General features: G+C 63.4%; 18 protein-coding genes. 9 read left to right on the forward strand and 9 right to left on the reverse strand.

All coding sequences use genetic code 11. The annotated features are described in order from the left end of the window. Position 1: 1 nt before the first annotated feature. From PVW27_RS03950 to gloB, 3 genes are all read right to left on the reverse strand, one after another. Positions 2-964 carry a M23 family metallopeptidase gene (locus tag PVW27_RS03950; RefSeq protein WP_274555279.1) on the reverse strand — a complete coding sequence of 321 codons (963 nt, stop codon included), beginning with the start codon at positions 962-964 and terminating at the stop codon, positions 2-4. Further along, positions 964-3294: an ATP-dependent Clp protease ATP-binding subunit ClpA gene (clpA, locus tag PVW27_RS03955; RefSeq protein WP_274555280.1), complete on the reverse strand. Its 2331-nt coding sequence runs from the start codon at positions 3292-3294 to the stop codon at positions 964-966. The genes PVW27_RS03950 and clpA overlap by 1 nt, the downstream gene beginning before the upstream one ends. A 161-nt stretch (positions 3295-3455) precedes the next feature. Next, positions 3456-4223, reverse strand: coding sequence for a hydroxyacylglutathione hydrolase (gloB, locus tag PVW27_RS03960; RefSeq protein WP_274555281.1), 768 nt, complete (start codon positions 4221-4223; stop codon positions 3456-3458). Between the two features lie 63 nt (positions 4224-4286). Between gloB and PVW27_RS03965 the strand changes: the two genes are divergently transcribed. The 7 genes from PVW27_RS03965 (at position 4287) to PVW27_RS03995 (ending at position 10762) form a co-directional block, all read left to right on the forward strand. Then, a complete protein-coding gene (locus tag PVW27_RS03965; protein WP_274555283.1) occupies positions 4287-5039 on the forward strand; it encodes a class I SAM-dependent methyltransferase in 753 nt (250 codons plus the stop codon). Between the two features lie 350 nt (positions 5040-5389). Beyond that, positions 5390-5950, forward strand: a complete 561-nt coding sequence (locus PVW27_RS03970; protein WP_274555286.1) for a F0F1 ATP synthase subunit delta — start codon at positions 5390-5392, stop codon at positions 5948-5950. After that, positions 5951-7489 (forward strand): F0F1 ATP synthase subunit alpha, encoded by a 1539-nt coding sequence (gene atpA, locus PVW27_RS03975; RefSeq protein WP_274555287.1) that lies wholly within the window; start codon positions 5951-5953, stop codon positions 7487-7489. It begins immediately after the preceding gene. Positions 7490-7501: 12 nt separating this feature from the next. Next, positions 7502-8377, forward strand: a complete 876-nt coding sequence (locus tag PVW27_RS03980) for a F0F1 ATP synthase subunit gamma (protein ID WP_274555289.1) — start codon at positions 7502-7504, stop codon at positions 8375-8377. Positions 8378-8394: 17 nt separating this feature from the next. Next, on the forward strand, positions 8395-9819 hold the full coding sequence (gene atpD, locus PVW27_RS03985; RefSeq protein WP_274555290.1) for a F0F1 ATP synthase subunit beta: 1425 nt from the start codon (positions 8395-8397) through the stop codon (positions 9817-9819). Between the two features lie 12 nt (positions 9820-9831). Continuing rightward, positions 9832-10230 carry a F0F1 ATP synthase subunit epsilon gene (locus PVW27_RS03990; protein ID WP_274555292.1) on the forward strand — a complete coding sequence of 133 codons (399 nt, stop codon included), beginning with the start codon at positions 9832-9834 and terminating at the stop codon, positions 10228-10230. 181 nt (positions 10231-10411) lie between these two features. Continuing rightward, the gene (locus tag PVW27_RS03995) at positions 10412-10762 is read left to right on the forward strand and encodes an H-type lectin domain-containing protein (RefSeq protein ID WP_274555293.1); all 351 of its coding nucleotides are present in this window, start codon (positions 10412-10414) and stop codon (positions 10760-10762) included. A 15-nt stretch (positions 10763-10777) separates the two neighbouring features. Here the strand turns inward: PVW27_RS03995 and PVW27_RS04000 are convergent, their stop codons facing one another. Continuing rightward, on the reverse strand, positions 10778-11794 hold the full coding sequence (locus PVW27_RS04000) for a ribose-phosphate pyrophosphokinase (protein ID WP_274555295.1): 1017 nt from the start codon (positions 11792-11794) through the stop codon (positions 10778-10780). A gap of 119 nt (positions 11795-11913) precedes the next feature. Here PVW27_RS04000 and PVW27_RS04005 point away from each other — a divergent pair, with 119 nt between their 5' ends. Further along, positions 11914-12513, forward strand: coding sequence for a 2-hydroxychromene-2-carboxylate isomerase (locus PVW27_RS04005; RefSeq protein ID WP_274555297.1), 600 nt, complete (start codon positions 11914-11916; stop codon positions 12511-12513). Between the two features lies 1 nt (position 12514). Beyond that, the gene (locus PVW27_RS04010) at positions 12515-13342 is read left to right on the forward strand and encodes an alpha/beta fold hydrolase (protein WP_274555299.1); all 828 of its coding nucleotides are present in this window, start codon (positions 12515-12517) and stop codon (positions 13340-13342) included. Between the two features lie 55 nt (positions 13343-13397). Here the strand turns inward: PVW27_RS04010 and PVW27_RS04015 are convergent, their stop codons facing one another. From PVW27_RS04015 to PVW27_RS04035, 5 genes are all read right to left on the reverse strand, one after another. Continuing rightward, the gene (locus PVW27_RS04015) at positions 13398-14444 is read right to left on the reverse strand and encodes a threonine aldolase family protein (protein ID WP_274555301.1); all 1047 of its coding nucleotides are present in this window, start codon (positions 14442-14444) and stop codon (positions 13398-13400) included. Beyond that, the gene (locus PVW27_RS04020) at positions 14444-14914 is read right to left on the reverse strand and encodes a YcgN family cysteine cluster protein (protein WP_274555302.1); all 471 of its coding nucleotides are present in this window, start codon (positions 14912-14914) and stop codon (positions 14444-14446) included. The genes PVW27_RS04015 and PVW27_RS04020 overlap by 1 nt, the downstream gene beginning before the upstream one ends. Next, positions 14911-15849 (reverse strand): bifunctional riboflavin kinase/FAD synthetase, encoded by a 939-nt coding sequence (locus PVW27_RS04025; RefSeq protein ID WP_274555304.1) that lies wholly within the window; start codon positions 15847-15849, stop codon positions 14911-14913. The genes PVW27_RS04020 and PVW27_RS04025 overlap by 4 nt, the downstream gene beginning before the upstream one ends. Positions 15850-15907: 58 nt before the next feature. Further along, the gene (locus PVW27_RS04030; protein WP_274555307.1) at positions 15908-16351 is read right to left on the reverse strand and encodes a MaoC family dehydratase; all 444 of its coding nucleotides are present in this window, start codon (positions 16349-16351) and stop codon (positions 15908-15910) included. Between the two features lie 170 nt (positions 16352-16521). Next, positions 16522-17394, reverse strand: coding sequence for a TIGR01459 family HAD-type hydrolase (locus PVW27_RS04035; RefSeq protein ID WP_274555308.1), 873 nt, complete (start codon positions 17392-17394; stop codon positions 16522-16524). Positions 17395-17501: the final 107 nt, after the last annotated feature.

Consider the following 17501-nt stretch of genomic DNA (forward strand, 5'->3'; position numbering starts at 1 on the left):
ATCACTCGATCTCCATCGTGATCAGTTGCGTGTCGATCATCTGCCCGTCACGCCACAGGCTGATCAGCGCGCGATAGGTGCCCGGCGGCCAGCCGCCCGCGCGCATCCGTCGCCCGGCGGCGCGGAAGAACTGCGCCTGCTCCTTGTCCAGCCGGTCGCTATGGTCTGTGATCAAACCCTCTGGCCCTGACAGGGTGATGCGCAAAACGTCACCCATACGCCCGCCAAAGGCATGTCCCCAAACCACCATCGCCGGGGAAACCGGGGTGACGACCTCGGACGCGGTGCCCGCCTTGATCGCGTCGAAATCAGGAACGGCTGTCGCGAAACCCGCCCCCAGCAGCCCGCCGGGGGCATAGGCGATGGGCGGCGACCACAGCGTCTGCGGATCAGGCGCGCCGCAGGTGATCTGCCCGTCAGGATCAAAGGGATCGACCGCCCGCCCGTTGCGGCGCAGCGACAGATGGAGATGGGGAAACGCGGTATTGCCGGACAGTCCCACCAGTCCCAGCCTGTCCCCCACCGCAACCTGCTGGCCCTGACGCACCGCGACGGACCCCTGTTTCAGATGGCAATATTGCGTCTGCCAGCCATCCTCATGCTGGATCACAACGCCATTCCCGCATTCGCGCCCGTCGATCCGGGCGGCGGTCTCGGGGGACAGTCCTGTGTCGGGCATCCCGTCGCGCAGGGCCGTGACCGTCCCGGCGGCCGCAGCCAGAACCGCGACACCGGCCTGCATCGCCACCAACGATGGCAGGCCGAAATCGGTGCCCGTATGGGTGTCGTAGCTCAGCCCGTTGCAGGTGAAATCCGTCGCATCCGGGCCGGGATCATGATCCATGTATTGCTGGATGAAACAGTCCTGCCCCAAGACGCAGTCGATGGGCTGGCCCAAAAGAAAAACCTCTGCGCTGGCAGGCAGCGCAGAGGTCATCAGTGTCAGCAGCCAGGCTGCCCGCATCAGTCGGCGGTCAGCAGCGGCGGTTTGTTGCCCGACAGACGGGCCTGTTCCGGTCCGACCACATGCAGGTCGATCTCGCCGTTTTTCAGGCCGACGCGCACCAGACCGCCCTTGGTCAGCTTGCCGAACAGCAGTTCCTCGGCCAGCGGCTTCTTGATGTGCTCCTGTATCACGCGACCCAGCGGACGCGCGCCCATCTTCTCGTCATAGCCCTTGTCGGCCAGCCATTCGGCGGCGGGCTTGGTCAGTTCGATGTGAACGTTACGGTCCATCAGCTGCGCTTCCAGTTGCAGCACGAACTTCTCGACGACCTGCATGATCACCTCTTTCGGCAGCGCGCCGAAACTGATGACCGCGTCCAGACGGTTGCGGAACTCGGGCGTGAACGTCCGTTCGATCGCCGCCGTATCCTCGCCCGTGCGGCGGTCGCGCCCGAAGCCGATGGCGGCCTTGGCCATGTCGGATGCGCCTGCGTTCGAGGTCATGATCAGGATCACATTGCGGAAATCCACCTTGCGCCCGTTATGGTCGGTCAGCGTGCCGTGATCCATCACCTGCAACAGGATGTTGAACACGTCCGGATGCGCCTTCTCGATCTCGTCCAGCAGCAGCACGCAATGCGGATGCTGATCGACGCCATCGGTCAGAAGCCCGCCCTGATCGAACCCGACATAGCCCGGAGGGGCACCGATCAGGCGCGATACCGCGTGTTTCTCCATGTATTCGGACATGTCGAAGCGCAGCAGTTCCACACCCAGCGTGTCCGCCAGCTGCTTGGCCACCTCGGTCTTGCCCACACCCGTTGGACCCGCGAACAGGTAGTTGCCGATGGGCTTTTCCGGCTCGCGCAGACCCGCGCGGGCCAGTTTGATGGCGCTCGACAGGGCCACGATGGCCGCGTCCTGCCCGAACACCACCCGCTTGAGGGTCTTTTCCAGATCCTTCAACACCTCGGCATCGTCCTTGGAGACGTTCTTCGGCGGAATGCGGGCGATCTTGGCCACCACAGCCTCGATCTCCTTGGCACCAATCGTCTTGCGACGCTTCGATTCCGCCACCAGATGCTGCGCGGCCCCGGCTTCGTCGATCACGTCGATCGCCTTGTCGGGCAGCTTGCGGTCGTTGATGTAACGCGCGCTCAGCTCCACCGCCGATTTGATCGCATCGGCCGTGTAACGGACCGAGTGATGCTCCTCGAAATAGGGCTTCAACCCCTGAAGGATCTTCACGGTGTCATCCACGGTGGGCTCGTTCACGTCGATCTTCTGGAACCGGCGCGACAGGGCGCGGTCCTTCTCGAAATGCTGACGGAACTCCTTGTAGGTGGTCGATCCCATGCAGCGCAGCTTGCCGCCCTGCAACGCGGGTTTCAGCAGGTTGGACGCATCCATTGCCCCGCCAGACGTGGCCCCAGCTCCGATCACGGTATGAATCTCGTCGATGAACAGAACCGCATCGGGATGCGCCTCAAGCTCGTTGACCACGGCTTTCAGACGCTCCTCGAAATCGCCGCGATAGCGGGTGCCCGCCAGCAGCGCGCCCATATCAAGGCTGAAAATCGTGGTTTTCGACAGAACCTCGGGCGTTTCGCCCTTCACGATCTTGCGCGCCAGACCTTCGGCGATGGCGGTCTTGCCCACGCCGGGATCACCCACCAGAAGCGGGTTGTTCTTGCGGCGGCGGCACAGCACCTGAATGCACCGCTCCACCTCGGACGCGCGGCCGATCAGCGGATCGACATCGCCCTTGAACGCTTTGGCATTCAGGTCCACGCAATATTTGCCCAGCGCGGATTCCTTCTGGTCGGTCGCTTCGGACGACGTGCTGGTCGAACTCGTCTCCTCCGCCTCGGTGGCGCCCGTCACGGGGCGCGCCTCGCCGTAAGCGGGGTCCTTGGCCACACCATGGGCGATGAAATTCACCGCGTCATAGCGCGTCATCTCCTGCTCCTGCAGGAAATAGGCGGCGTTGCTTTCGCGCTCGGCAAAGATCGCGACAAGGACATTGGCCCCCGTCACCTCAGTCCGGCCCGAGGATTGCACATGGATCGCCGCGCGCTGGATCACCCGCTGAAACGCCGCCGTGGGCACCGCTTCCGAGCCGTCGATATCCGTCACGAGGTTGGACAGATCATCGTCGATGAATTCCACCAGCGTGTTGCGCAAGTCGTCGGTATCGACCGAACAGGCCTTCATCACGCGGTTCGCATCGGGTTCGTCGATCAACGCGAGAAGAAGGTGCTCGAGCGTTGCGAATTCATGTTTGCGCGCATTGGCCAGTGCCAGTGCCGCGTGGATTGCCTGTTCGAGCGTGGTCGAGAATGAAGGCACGGCTGTGCTCCTCTTGTATCTGGGTCTGTCGCGGGGTGTCCCGCGTCAAACGTGGCCTCATACTGTTAAAGTGTGGTCTATATCGGGCGGTCTTCAAGTTTTTTCTTTGGCCCGACGGTCACATTTTGTTCGTCGTGTTCCGGATGCGTGAGGTTTCAGCATCAGAAGCTGTCCTTGCGGCGGCGGACCTCGGTGAAAACGGCAACCGGGTCTGCCCCTGTCAGGCCGAGTTTTGCCTGTATTTCAGGGCTATCGGAACGCAGGAACGGGTTGGTGGCGCGCTCTGTCGACAAAAGGGATGGCACGGTCGGGCGACCCTGCGCGCGCGCGGTTTCGATCTTTTCTATGCGAGAGATAAGCGCGGCATTTCCCGGTTCAATGGTCAGTGCGAATTTCGCGTTCGATGCGGTGTATTCATGCCCCGAACAGACCAGCGTTTCGTCGGGCAAGGCCGCCAGTTTGGCAAGGCTCGCATACATCTGTGCAGGCGTGCCCTCGAACAGCCGCCCGCAGCCCATCGCCATCAGGCTGTCTGCGGTAAAGACGACGGATGAGGCCGGGAAATGAAAGGCGACATGGCCCAGCGTATGGCCCGACACGTCGATCACATGGCCCTTATCCGACCCGATGGTGATCGTATCGCCCTCGGCCACGGCCACGTCCAGCGGCGGCAGGCGGTGGGCATCGGCGGCGGCCCCGATCACCGTTGCGGGGTGGTCGGCCAGCAGGGCGGCCAGACCGTCCACATGATCCCAGTGGTGATGTGTCAGCAGAACATGGGTCAGGCGCCAGCCGCGCTGTGCCAGGGCGGCGGCGATGGGGGCGGCCTCGGGGACATCGACCACGGCGGTCTGGCCTGTGGCCCGGTCATGGGCCAGAAAGGCGTAATTGTCCTTGAGGCAGGGAATGGTCACGATCTCAAGGGGCATGGCGTTTCATCTTTTGCTTGGTAAGGTGGCCCTCTAGAGTGGCGGAACCGGAGGCGGACCGCAATGCATCTTGATGTGCAGGATTTGCGCAACTTCTATTACCGCAGCACGCTGGGCCGTGCCGCGCAGAAGGCCGTGCGCGATCAGGTGCTGCGCATGTGGCCCGAGGCCAAGGGGCAGACCGTCGTCGGCTTCGGTTTTGCCGTGCCCTTGCTGCGCCCCTATCTGGCGGATGCGCGCCGGGTGATCGGGCTGATGCCGGGGCCGCAGGGAGTGATGCCATGGCCTGCGGGCATGCCGAACGTGTCGGTCCTGTGCGAGGAAACGGCATGGCCCATCGACACCGGCCATGTGGACAAGCTGGTGCTGATGCACGGGCTTGAGACATCCGAACAGCCCTCGGCGCTGCTGGAGGAATGTTTCCGCGTGCTGGGGCCGGGGGGAAGTGCCCTTTTCATCGTGCCCAACCGCGCCGGGCTGTGGTCGCGGTCGGACGCCACGCCCTTCGGCTATGGTCGCCCCTATACGCTGCGCCAGTTGGAGGCGCAGTTGCGCCGCCATGCCTTTCTGCCCGAACGGCATGTCACCACGCTCTATCAGCCGCCCTCGGACAAGCGCTTCTGGCGCAAGACCGCCAATGTCTGGGAAGGCATGGGCCTGCGCCTGTCGATGGTGCTGGCCGGCGGCGTGCTGATGGTCGAGGCGACCAAACGCGTGCATGCCGCGCCGGGTCCGGGCCTGCGCGAGGCGGTGCGCCGCCCTCTCAATGTGCTGGACGGTCTGGGCAGCCCCACCCCCGAGGCCAAACCCGCATGAGACCCGGTTTCGGTCCGATCAGGCCCCGCCGCGCGGTGATAGCGTTAACGTATTCGCCCCCCATGGCGCGATGCGCCGCCCTGTTTCGGGGCAAGGATTCCGATTTGAACGCCCAAAAGCGGGAATTTTTTTCGCCTGATTCATGAGCAAACCGCCGCACCTGTGGTAAGCTTATGAAAAGTAACATAATTATGCATAGCCTCTGGAGTCTATAGCAGGTTGCTAGGTCCGGAAGGCTCTGCTACACCCACGCCGATTTTGATGCTTTGACGCGCGTCAAGGCAGGGTAACCTCTCCGGCGGCGTTTCACGCCTCGAACAGGCCGGGGGCAAACTATCGGAAGGGTGGACGTGTCCGAACCAGCTTCGATTTCCACGGGCATTGCAGCACGCTATGCCACGGCCGTGTTTGAACTGGCCAAAGAAAGCAAGAGCGTCGCCAAGATCGAAGCCGATCTGGATGCACTCGAATCCGCGCTGGCCGACAGCGCCGATTTCAACGCGCTGATCATGAGCCCGATCTATGGCCGCGACGAGCAGGCCGCGGCCATGGCGGCACTGGCCAAGAAAATGGGCCTGACGCCCACCATGACCAATGTGCTGGGGCTGATGGCCGCCAAGCGGCGGCTGTTCGTGCTGCCGCAACTGGCCGCATCGCTGCGCGCGATCATCGCCGAGGACAAGGGCGAAGTGACCGCCGAAGTAACCAGCGCCACGGCACTGACCAAGGCACAATCCGACAAGCTGGCCAAGCTGCTGGCGGGTCGTACTGGCAAGACTGTCAAGATCAAAGCGGCCGTCGATGAAAGCCTCATCGGTGGTCTAGTCGTCAAGGTTGGCTCGAAGATGATCGACACCTCGATCGCATCGCGCCTCAACTCCCTCCAGAATGCAATGAAAGAGGTCGGATAAATGGGTATCCAAGCAGCGGAAATTTCTGCGATCCTGAAGGACCAGATCAAGAACTTCGGCCAGGAGGCCGAGGTGGCCGAGGTGGGTCGCGTGCTGTCCGTCGGTGACGGTATCGCCCGCGTCTACGGTCTGGACAACGTCCAGGCCGGCGAGATGGTCGAATTCCCCGGCGGTATCCGCGGGATGGCGCTCAACCTTGAATCCGACAACGTCGGCGTCGTGATCTTCGGTTCGGACCGCGACATCAAGGAAGGCGACACCGTCAAGCGCACCAAATCCATCGTGGACGTGCCCGTGGGCGACGAACTGCTGGGCCGTGTCGTTGATGGTCTGGGCAACCCGCTGGACGGCAAGGGTCCGATCAAGACCACCAAGCGCGGCATCGCCGACGTGAAGGCCCCCGGCATCATCCCGCGCAAATCGGTGCATGAGCCGATGGCGACCGGCCTGAAATCCGTGGACGCCATGATCCCCGTTGGCCGTGGCCAGCGCGAGCTGATCATCGGTGACCGTCAGACCGGCAAGACCGCCATTGCTCTGGACACGATCCTGAACCAGAAATCCTATAACGAGGCTGCTGGCGACGACGAGAGCAAGAAGCTCTATTGCGTCTATGTCGCCATCGGGCAGAAGCGCTCGACCGTGGCGCAGCTGGTGAAGAAACTCGAAGAGTCTGGCGCCATCAAATACACGATCGTCGTGGCCGCCACCGCATCCGACCCCGCGCCGATGCAGTTTCTGGCCCCCTATTCGGCCACCGCAATGGCCGAGCATTTCCGCGACAACGGCCGCCACGCGCTGATCATCTATGATGACCTGTCCAAGCAGGCCGTGTCCTACCGTCAGATGTCGCTGCTGCTGCGCCGCCCGCCGGGCCGTGAAGCCTATCCCGGCGACGTGTTCTATCTCCACTCCCGCCTGCTGGAACGCTCCGCCAAGCTGAACGAGGATTTTGGCGCAGGGTCCCTGACCGCACTGCCGATCATCGAAACGCAGGGTGGCGACGTGTCCGCCTTCATTCCGACCAACGTGATCTCGATCACCGACGGTCAGATCTTTCTGGAAACGGAACTCTTCTATCAGGGCATCCGTCCCGCCGTGAACACCGGTCTGTCGGTGTCCCGCGTGGGCTCTTCGGCGCAGACCAACGCGATGAAATCCGTCGCAGGTCCGGTCAAGCTGGAACTGGCGCAGTATCGCGAAATGGCGGCCTTCGCCCAGTTCGGTTCCGACCTTGACGCCGCCACGCAGCAGTTGCTGAACCGTGGTGCGCGCCTGACCGAGCTGATGAAGCAGCCGCAGTATTCGCCGCTGACCAACGCCGAGATCGTCTGCGTGATCTATGCGGGCACCAAGGGCTACCTCGACAAGATCGCCGTCAAGGATGTCGGTCGCTTCGAGGCCGGTCTGCTCAAGCACCTGCGCACCAAGAATGCGGACCTGCTGGACTACATCACCAAGCAGGACCCCAAGATCAAGGGCGAGGCCGAGGACAAGATCAAAGCTGCGCTGGACGCCTTCGCCGCTGACTTCGCATAAGGGGAAGAGGCTATGCCAAACCTCAAGGACCTGAAAAACAGGATCGCGAGCGTCAAGTCGACCCGCAAGATCACCAAGGCCATGCAGATGGTGGCCGCCGCGAAACTGCGGCGGGCACAGGACGCGGCCGAGGCATCTCGCCCCTATGCCGAGCGGTTCAATGCCGTGATGGCGGGGCTGGCGGCGTCGGTCGGCGGTAGCGATACCGCACCGCGCCTTCTGGCGGGGACGGGTGACGACAAGGTGCATCTGCTGGTGGTCATGACCGCCGAGCGGGGCCTTTGCGGCGGGTTCAACTCGAACATCGCCAAGCTGGCAAAGGTCCATGCCGCCAAACTTCTGGCGCAGGGCAAGACCGTCAAGATCCTGACCGTCGGCAAAAAAGGTCGCGATCAGCTGAAACGCGAATACGCCAAGTATTTCGTGGGTCATGTCGATCTGACCGAGGTCAAGCGCGTGGGCTATGCCGATGCGCAGGGCATCGCACGCGACGTGCTGGACCGTTTCGACGCGGGCGAGTTCGACGTGGCCACGATCTTCTATTCGAAGTTCGTGAACGTGGTCAGCCAGATCCCGACCGCGCAGCAGATCATCCCTGCCAGCTTCGAGCAGGCCGAGGCGGATTCCGCCAGCCTGCTTTACGATTACGAGCCGAGCGAAGAGGCCATTCTGGCTGATCTTCTGCCGCGCGGTGTGGCAACGCAGATCTTTTCCGCGCTGCTGGAAAACGGGGCGTCCGAACAGGGCGCGCGGATGTCCGCAATGGACAACGCGACCCGCAACGCCGGCGAGATGATCGAGAAGCTGACGATCGAGTATAACCGCTCGCGTCAGGCCGTCATCACGAACGAGCTTATTGAAATCATCTCGGGCGCTGAAGCGCTCTAAGGAACCGGAGACGAAACATGGCAAACGCAAAAGGCAAAATCACCCAGGTGATCGGCGCCGTTGTGGACGTGCAGTTCGGGGATCAACTGCCCGAGATCCTCAACGCGCTCACAACTGACAACAACGGCAAGAAACTGGTTCTGGAAGTGGCCCAGCACCTTGGGGAAGGCACCGTGCGCGCCATCGCCATGGACGCCACCGAAGGTCTGGTGCGCGGTCAGGAAGTGTCCGACACCGGCGGCCCGATCATGGTGCCCGTCGGCAACGCGACCCTGGGCCGTATTCTGAACGTGACCGGCGATCCCATCGACGAAAAAGGCCCCGTGAACGCGGACGAGCATCGCTCGATCCACGCACCCGCGCCCGAATTCTCGGAACAGTCCACCGAATCCGTGGTGCTGGTCACCGGCATCAAGGTGATCGACCTGCTGGCCCCCTATGCCAAGGGCGGCAAGATCGGCCTCTTCGGCGGTGCAGGCGTGGGCAAGACCGTTCTGATCATGGAACTGATCAACAACATCGCCAAGGTGCACTCGGGTTTCTCGGTGTTCGCCGGTGTGGGTGAACGGACCCGTGAAGGCAACGACCTTTACCACGAGATGATCGAATCCGGCGTGATCGTCCCCGACAACCTGTCGGAGTCGAAAGTGGCGCTGGTCTACGGTCAGATGAACGAGCCGCCGGGTGCGCGTATGCGTGTGGCGCTGTCGGGCCTGACGCTGGCCGAACAGTTCCGCGACCAGTCCGGCACGGACGTTCTGTTCTTCGTGGACAATATCTTCCGCTTCACGCAGGCAGGTTCCGAGGTGTCCGCACTTCTGGGCCGTATCCCCTCTGCCGTGGGGTATCAGCCGACACTGGCCACCGACATGGGCGCCCTGCAGGAACGCATCACCTCGACCAAGGCTGGCTCGATCACCTCGGTGCAGGCGATCTACGTGCCTGCGGATGACTTGACCGACCCTGCGCCTGCGACCTCCTTCGCCCACCTCGACGCCACCACCGTGTTGTCGCGTGCGATTTCGGAACTCGGCATCTATCCCGCCGTGGACCCGCTCGACTCGACCTCGCGCCTGCTGGACCCCGCCGTCATCGGGGACGAGCATTACAAGGTGGCCACCGACGTGCAGAAGGTGCTTCAGCGCTACAAGTCGCTGCAGGATATCATCGCGATCCTTGGCATGGACGAACTGTCCGAAGAGGACAAGCTGACCGTGTCGCGCGCCCGCAAGATCCAGCGCTTCCTGTCGCAGCCCTTCGACGTGGCCAAGGTCTTTACCGGCTCGGACGGCATCCAGGTGCCGCTGGAAGACACCATCGCCTCGTTCAAGGCGGTTGTGGCCGGTGAATACGATCACCTGCCCGAAGGTGCCTTCTACATGGTCGGCGGGATCAAGGACGTGATCGCCAAAGCTGAACGCATGGCCGCAGACGCGGCCTAAGGGAGGGCCGAAATGGCTGAGACCATGCAATTCGACCTCGTCAGCCCCGAGCGCCGCCTGGCCTCGATGCAGGTGGCGCAGGTGCAGATTCCGGGTGCCGATGGTGACCTGACAGCGATGCCCGACCATGCACCGCTGATCACGACCCTGCGCCCCGGCGTGCTGCGCGTGAGCGGCCCGCAGGGTGACGCGGCCTATGTGGTGACCGGCGGCTTCGCCGAGATCTCGCCCGAAGGGACCTCGGTTCTGGCGGAAAAGGCCATGCCGGTTGCGGAAGCAACGGCCGCCGATTTCGACGCGCTGATCGGTCTGGCGGTCGAGGCGGTGGCGAAAGCCCCCATTGACGGCCGTGACGCCGCCGACAAGCTGGTCGCCGACCTTCAGGCGCTGCGGGTCGAAGTGGGCGTCTGACCGTCCGCGGATGATTGACGGAAAGGGCTCCGCCGGATGGCGGGGCCTTTTTCATTGGGGCTGATGGTCCGGTTTGCCCACTTTGGTGCAAACTGCGTTCGGTTTCGACCAGTGGTTTCATTTTTCTGGCCTCATCCCGCCCCAATCTGGCAGTAAGAGCGTGTCAGACAAAAGAGGTGCCATGCGGCGGTTCAGAAACAACTCCATCGGTATAGATCAGGGCGAGATGGTCCTGTTCTCGGATTTCGAACATGACGGAGAGATGTGGACGGGCAGCGGGCCGCGCCACATCCGCAGTTTCGTCCATTTCCGCGAAACGTTTCTGACCTCGCCCGTCGTCCATGTCGGCCTGAGCATGTGGGACATGTCCAACAAGGCCAATTCGCGCGCCGATGTGCAGGCGACCGAGATCAAGAATGAAGGCTTCGCCATCATCTTCCGCACATGGGGCGACAGCAAGGTCGCCCGCGTGCGCGTCAGCTGGATGGCGATCGGCGAGCTTTACGAGCCGGACGATTGGCGGATCGAGTGATCCGCCGCCCTGATCTTACAGCTTGAACGTGCCCTCATAGATCGGGTCCAGCGTTTCCGTCTCGAACAGGGACGAGACCGAGGTGCCGTTCCAGATGTTCAGGATCGCCTGCGCGAACATCGGGGCCGTCGGCACGATGCGGATATTGGGCGCGTTGCGCACCGCGTCCGAGGCTTCGATGGAATCGGTAATGACCAGCGATTTCATCACGGATTTGGTGATCCGCTCGACCGCCGGCCCGGACAACACGCCGTGGGTGATATAGGAATGGACCTCTTTCGCGCCGTTCTCGATCAGCACTTCCGCCGCTTTGCACAGCGTGCCCGCCGTGTCGCAGATGTCATCCACGATCAGGCAGGTCTTGCCCGTCACATCGCCGATCACGGTCATTTCGGCGATCTCGCCCGGCTTCTCGCGCCGTTTGTCCACGATGGCCAGCGGCGCGTTGATCCGCTTGGCCAGTTCCCGCGCCCGCGCCACACCCCCCACATCGGGAGAGACGACCATCAGATCGTCCATCCGGCCCGCGAAATGCGCCTTGATATCCAGCGCGAAGATCGGCGAGGCATAGAGGTTGTCCACCGGAATGTCGAAAAAGCCCTGAATCTGCGCCGCATGCAGGTCAAGGGTCAGCACCCGCTCGATCCCGGCTTCGACCAGCATGTTGGCCACCAGCTTGGCGGTGATCGGCGTGCGCGCCTTGGTCCGGCGATCCTGACGGGCATAGCCGAAATAGGGGATCACGGCCGTGATCCGCGCCGCCGACGACCGGCGCAGCGCGTCGGACATGATCAGCAGTTCCATCAGGTTGTCATTGGCGGGGTTCGACGTGGATTGCACGATGAACATATCCTCGCCGCGCACGTTCTCGAACACTTCGACGAAGATCTCGCCATCGTTGAACCGTTCGATCCGGGCATCGACCAGACCGACGGACACCCCGCGATGAATCGACATGCGCCGCGCGATGGCCTTGGCCAGCGGCAGGTTGGCATTGCCCGAAATCAGTTTCGGCTCTGTGATGGATGGCATGGCAGCGGTTCCCCTGCGAGGTCATCCGCGCCGGGGCAGGATGACAGATTCGTGACGTTGACACTGCCTATCATCTCGTTACCGTCGGGCAAAGCGATGCAGGCAAAGGAAACGCGCAAATGGCCCATATCGATTATTTTTTCACGGTTTTGTCGCCCTATGTCTATCTGGCCGGAACACGGCTGGAGCAGATCGCGGCCAGACACGGGGCCAGCATCACCTATAAACCCGTCGATGCCGGGGCTGTCTTTGCCCGCACGGGCGGTGTGGCGCTGCCGGACCGTCATCCCTCGCGCAAGGAATACCGCGCGCAGGAATTGCCACGTCAGGCCAAGAAACTGGGCATGCCGCTCAATTTCCAACCCGCGCATTGGCCCACGAACCCGGCCCCTGCCTCTTATGCCGTGATTGCCGCCCAAGCGGCGGGCGACGGCGATGTCGGCAAGCTGGTGCATAGCCTGACGCGCGCCTGCTGGGCCGAAGAACAGGACATCTCCCGCGACGAGGTGATCCGCGGCTGCCTGACCGGCGCGGGGTTCGATCCCTCGCTCGCCGACAAGGGCCTGCTGGCCGGGGCCGAAACCTATGCCGCCAATCTGGAAGAGGCCGTGTCGCGCGGCGTCTTCGGCGCCCCCTTCTATCTGGTCGACAGCGGGCAGCGGTTCTGGGGTCAGGACCGGTTGGAGGATCTGGACGCGCATCTGTCCGGCAAGCTCTGACATGCCGCAGGACATCTGGGGCGGGATCCCGACCCATTGGATACGCGCCGGTGCCGGTCCGCGTCAGGCCCTTCTGATCCACTGCTCGCTGGGGCATGCGGGCGGCTGGGCGCGAATGGTGGCATGGCTTGACGATGTGATTTCGGCCATCGCCTATGACCTGCCGGGGCATGGGCGCAGCGCCGATTGGGACGGCATCAGCGACATTCAGGCGGTCAGCACGGCTATGGCCGTGGACCTGCTGGAGCATGAGGGGCAGGGGCCCGCCGACATCATTGGTCATTCCTTCGGCGGCACCGTGGCGATCCGGTTGGCGGTGGAACGCCCCGATCTGGTGCGCTCGCTCGTGCTGATCGAGCCTGTTTTCTTTGCCGTGGCCGTGCAGGACCAGCCCGCATTGCAGGTGCAGGACGACGCCCATATGCGCGCCTATCGCAAGGCATTGCAGGCGGGTGACCGGATAGCGGCGGCCAAGGCCTTCACCTCCATCTGGGGCGATGGTCGCGGCTGGGACAGCATGCCTGCGGCGCAACAGAACGCTTTGGCCGCGCGCATCCATCTGATCGAAGCGGGGGCCCCGGCGATCTATGGCGATTGCGCGGGGATCTTGTCCGGAGGCAAACTGTCCGGGATCACCTGCCCGGTGCTGCTGATCCGGGGCGGCGACAGCCCTGCCGCGATTGCCGCGATCAATGACGGTCTGGCCCGGCGCATCCCGCAGGCCAAGCAGGTCGCCATCGCAGGGGCCGGTCACATGGCCCCGATCACGCACCCCACCGAGGTGGCGCAGAGCGTGCGGGCCTTTTTGCAGGATCTTCCCACCGCCTGACCCGCGCGATGCAGGCCGGGGATGGATATTTGGGGCAAAAAGAAGCGGGGGCCGGTCAGCCCGCCGCAATCTTCAGGAACTGGTCGATCTGATCATGGCCGATGGACCAGTCGCAGACCAGACGCGCCGCCAGAAGCTCGTCAGGGTCGTTGCCCTCCAACGAGCCCGACCAGATGTAATAGACCGCCCCCGCATCGTGCAGCCGCTTATGCGTGGCGCGGGGCAGGGTGGCAAAGACCATGTTGGCCTGTGGTTCATGCAGGAAACCGGCCTCCGGGATCGCCTTCAGCCCGTCGATCAGGCGCGCGGCATTGGCATTGGCGCGTTTTGCCGAACTCAGCCACAGATCATCGGTCAGGAATGCCAGCATCTGCGCCGACAGATAGCGGTGCTTGGAAAACAGATGCGCGCCCCGCTTGCGGCGCAGCTCGAATTCCCAGGCTTTCGCGGGATCAAAGAAGATCACCGCCTCGACCCCCGGCAGACCGTTCTTGGTGCCGCCGAAACTGACCGCATCGACGCCCGCTTTCCACGTCATCTCGGCGGCGGTGCAGCCAAGGGCCACCAGCGCATTGGCAAAACGCGCGCCGTCCAGATGCACGGGCAGGCCGAATTCGCGGGCCACATCGGACAGGGCCTTGATCTCGGCGCAGGTATAGACGCGGCCCCGCTCGGTCACATTGGTGATCGACACCGGCCCACGCTGCGGGCCATGCACGCCGCGCGTCTCTTCGGCCAGGATGGCTGCGCGCAGGGTTTCGGCCGTCATTTTGTCGCTGTCACCCACCAGCGTCAGCTTGGCCCCGCCCGAATAGAACTCGGGCGCGTTGCACTCATCCTCGTGGATATGCGCGACGGGCGAACAAAACACCGTCTGCCAGGGCTGCCCCAGCGTCGCCAAGGCCAGAGAGTTGGCCGCCGTGCCCGTGGAGACAAGATAGATCGCCGCCTCGGGGGCCTCGAAAATCTCGCGCAGGCGGGCGCGAACCTCGCCCATGATCGGATCATTGCCATAGGGCATGGCATAGCCCTGATTGGCATCGACCAGCGCCTGCATCACCTGGGGATGGGCGGGGCCCGCATTGTCGGAGGCAAAGAACATCAGGTCGGCTCCTCTATGATATAGTCTTCCCAGTCCTCTTCAGGGACTTCGAATTCGGGGATCGTGATGCCCTGAACGGACACGCCCGCATCATGGACCGTTTGCGGATCGCCGGAAATCAGCGGGTGCCAGTCATAAAGCGGCTTGCCCTGCCACAGCAGCTTGTAGGCGCATGTTTCGGGCATCCAATACAGGTTCTTGTCCATGTTCTTGGGGCTGAGCACGATACATTCCGGCACGAACTGATGCCGCGTCGCGTATTGCCCGCAACGGCAGCTGCTGTCATCCAGCAGGCGGCAGGCGACGCGGGTCAGCACGACCTCGCCCGTCTCCTCATCCTCCAGCTTGTTCAGGCAGCATTTGCCGCACCCGTCGCACAGCGCCTCCCACTCGGCTTGGGTCAGCCGGTCGACGGGGTATTTTTCCCAGAAGCGGGGGCGCAGCCCGTCGCGGTTGATCGGGTCGGTCATAGCGCGGCCAGAATGGCACGCGCGCGGGCGCAATCGGCATCCATCTGCGCAATCAGCGCATCAAGGCTGTCGAACTTTTCCTCGGGACGCAGGAATTCCACCAGCCCCACGGACAGCGGCACACCGTAAAGATCGCCTTTGAAATCGAACAGAAAGCTCTCAAGGTTCGGCTTGTTCACCCCGAACATAGGCCGCACGCCCATCGAGGCCGCCCCGTGATAGCTGCCTTTGTGCGGGCCTTCCAGCACATCGACCAGCACGGCATAAACTCCGAAACGCGGCGGATGCAGCCCGTCGATCGACATGTTCGCGGTCGGATAGCCCAATTCGCGGCCACGCTGATCGCCGGTGATCACGCGGCCTTCGATCCGGTGCCAATGGCCCAGCATGGCGGCCGCCGCGCGCGGCTGGCCTTCGGTCAGGGCGTTGCGGATCGCGGTCGACGACACGGCCCCGCCATTGCCTTCCAGAAGGTCCGCGATGGTCACGCCAAAGCCCATCTCGGCCCCGAACGCCACCAGATGCTGCGCCGTGCCCGCGCGGCCCTTGCCAAAGCAGAAATCGGCGCCGATGACGATATGTTTCAGGCCCAGCCCATCCGCGATCACCCGCTGCGCAAAGTCGCGCGGTGTCAGCGATGACATGGCGGCGTTGAAATTCAGCTCATAGAGCCGCTCCACCCCCAGCTTCTCCAGCCGATGGGCGCGCGCCTCGCGGCTCATCAGGCGGAAGGGCGGGGCGTCAGGGGCGAAATACTGGCGCGGATGCGGCTCGAACGTCATGACGCCCAAAGGCGCGCCGATCCGGTCCCCTGCCGCGCGGGCCATGTCGATGACCGACCGGTGCCCCAGATGGACCCCGTCGAAATTGCCGATCGCGGCGGACGCGCCACGATCTGCAAGGTCCACATATGTGTAATCCCGGATGATCCGCATGGCGCAGGGTTAGCGCCCGGCGCGGGGCGGTGCAAGCCTGTTTGACGGCGGCGAGAGGTCAGTCGAACTTGCGGCTGGGGGCCAGAACCGTGGCCTCGCCGATCAGGACCTTCTTGCCGTTGACCATGCAGCGGCAATCCAGTTGCACGCGGCGTTTCGCGTGGTCAATGCCGATCACCTCGACCTCGGCATGCACCATGTCGCCGGGGCGCACAGGGGCCAGAAACTTGAGGCTTTGTCCCATATAGACCGTGCCATGCCCCGGAAGCTGCTCGCCGATCACCGCCGAAATCAGACCTGCGGTCAGCATGCCATGCGCGATGCGCCCCTCGAAGATCGTGTCGCGGGCATAGTCATCGTCCAGATGAACCGGGTTCCGGTCGGTCGAGACTTCGGCAAACAGTTCGATGTCGCGATCCGTCACCACTTTGCGCAGATGGCGGGTCATGCCCATCTCGATATCTTCGATACAGATCGTGCCGCGAGGCATATTGTCCAACATCCGACCCTCCAGTCTGTGCACCGTGATCAAGCGGCAAGGTAATATTCGGATGCATACGCGACCGAAGTTGCAACTTTATTACTTTGCAATTGCAGAAAATCAAGTGCTAATGCAGGCCCCGAAAATCCCGGCCGGGGCTTTCGACGCAGGGCTGCAACAGGTCGGCCGGGTCAGCGCAGATGGCCAATCGCGAAGGTGGGGGCTGCTTTTTCCGTGTCCAGATAGGCGGTTAGCGCATCGGGATCGGGTTGGCCATCGGTGCGGGTTTCCGCGCGGGCCAGTCCGCCGGAGATGAAAAGGGAATCGATCTCCTCGCCCATGGCGCCAGGGATGTCGGTCTGGATACCATCCCCGATGGCCAGAATCGCCCGATCGGTGATGTTCTGGTCCAACACCTGCAAGCGGCGGCGCGCCAGATCATAGATCGGCGGATGCGGCTTGCCGAAATAAAGGCTCTCGCCCCCCATCTCGGTGTAAAGCTGTGCCACGGCCCCCGCGCACCATTCGCGCCGCTCGCCCCGGTCCACCACGATATCGGGGTTCGCGCAGAGCAGTTTCAGCCCCTTCTGCTTGGCATAAAGCAGCTGGGGGCGCAGATCGGCGGGATCGGCGGCAGGATCGAACGGCCCGGTGCAGACGATGCCCGTCGCCTGATCCAGCTTGGTCAGGGTGATCTCAACCGGGTTCTCGACCACCTTGATCGGGTCGAAGAACGGCATGTCGCGGTCTTCGCCGATGAAGAACACCCGTTCCCCCACCGCGCCGCGAAACATCGCCGCGCGCGCCGAATCGCCCGAAGTGGCGATGGTGTCCCAGGCGTCACGCGGCACGCCGAAATGGTCCAGCTGGGTTTCCACACCCTTTCGCGGCTTGGGCGAATTGGTCAGCAGCACCACGATCCCGCCGGTCTGGCGATAGGCTTGCAGCGCGGCCACGGCCTCGGGCAGGGCGCGCACACCGTCATGCACGCAGCCCCACAGATCGACGAAAAGCGCGCGGTAATCGGCGGAAATCTCGGACAGGGCGGTGATGATGCGGGTCATGGGCGGCCTTTCAGGCGAAGGGGGGAGGGGGGCTCTGCCCCCCGTCCTTGCGGACTCCCCCCGGGATATTTCGGGCAAGGAGAAGGGCGGCCGGTGAGGTGTGACCG

It is taken from the genome of Seohaeicola sp. 4SK31 (assembly GCF_028802875.1).
Lineage (GTDB): Bacteria > Pseudomonadota > Alphaproteobacteria > Rhodobacterales > Rhodobacteraceae > Seohaeicola.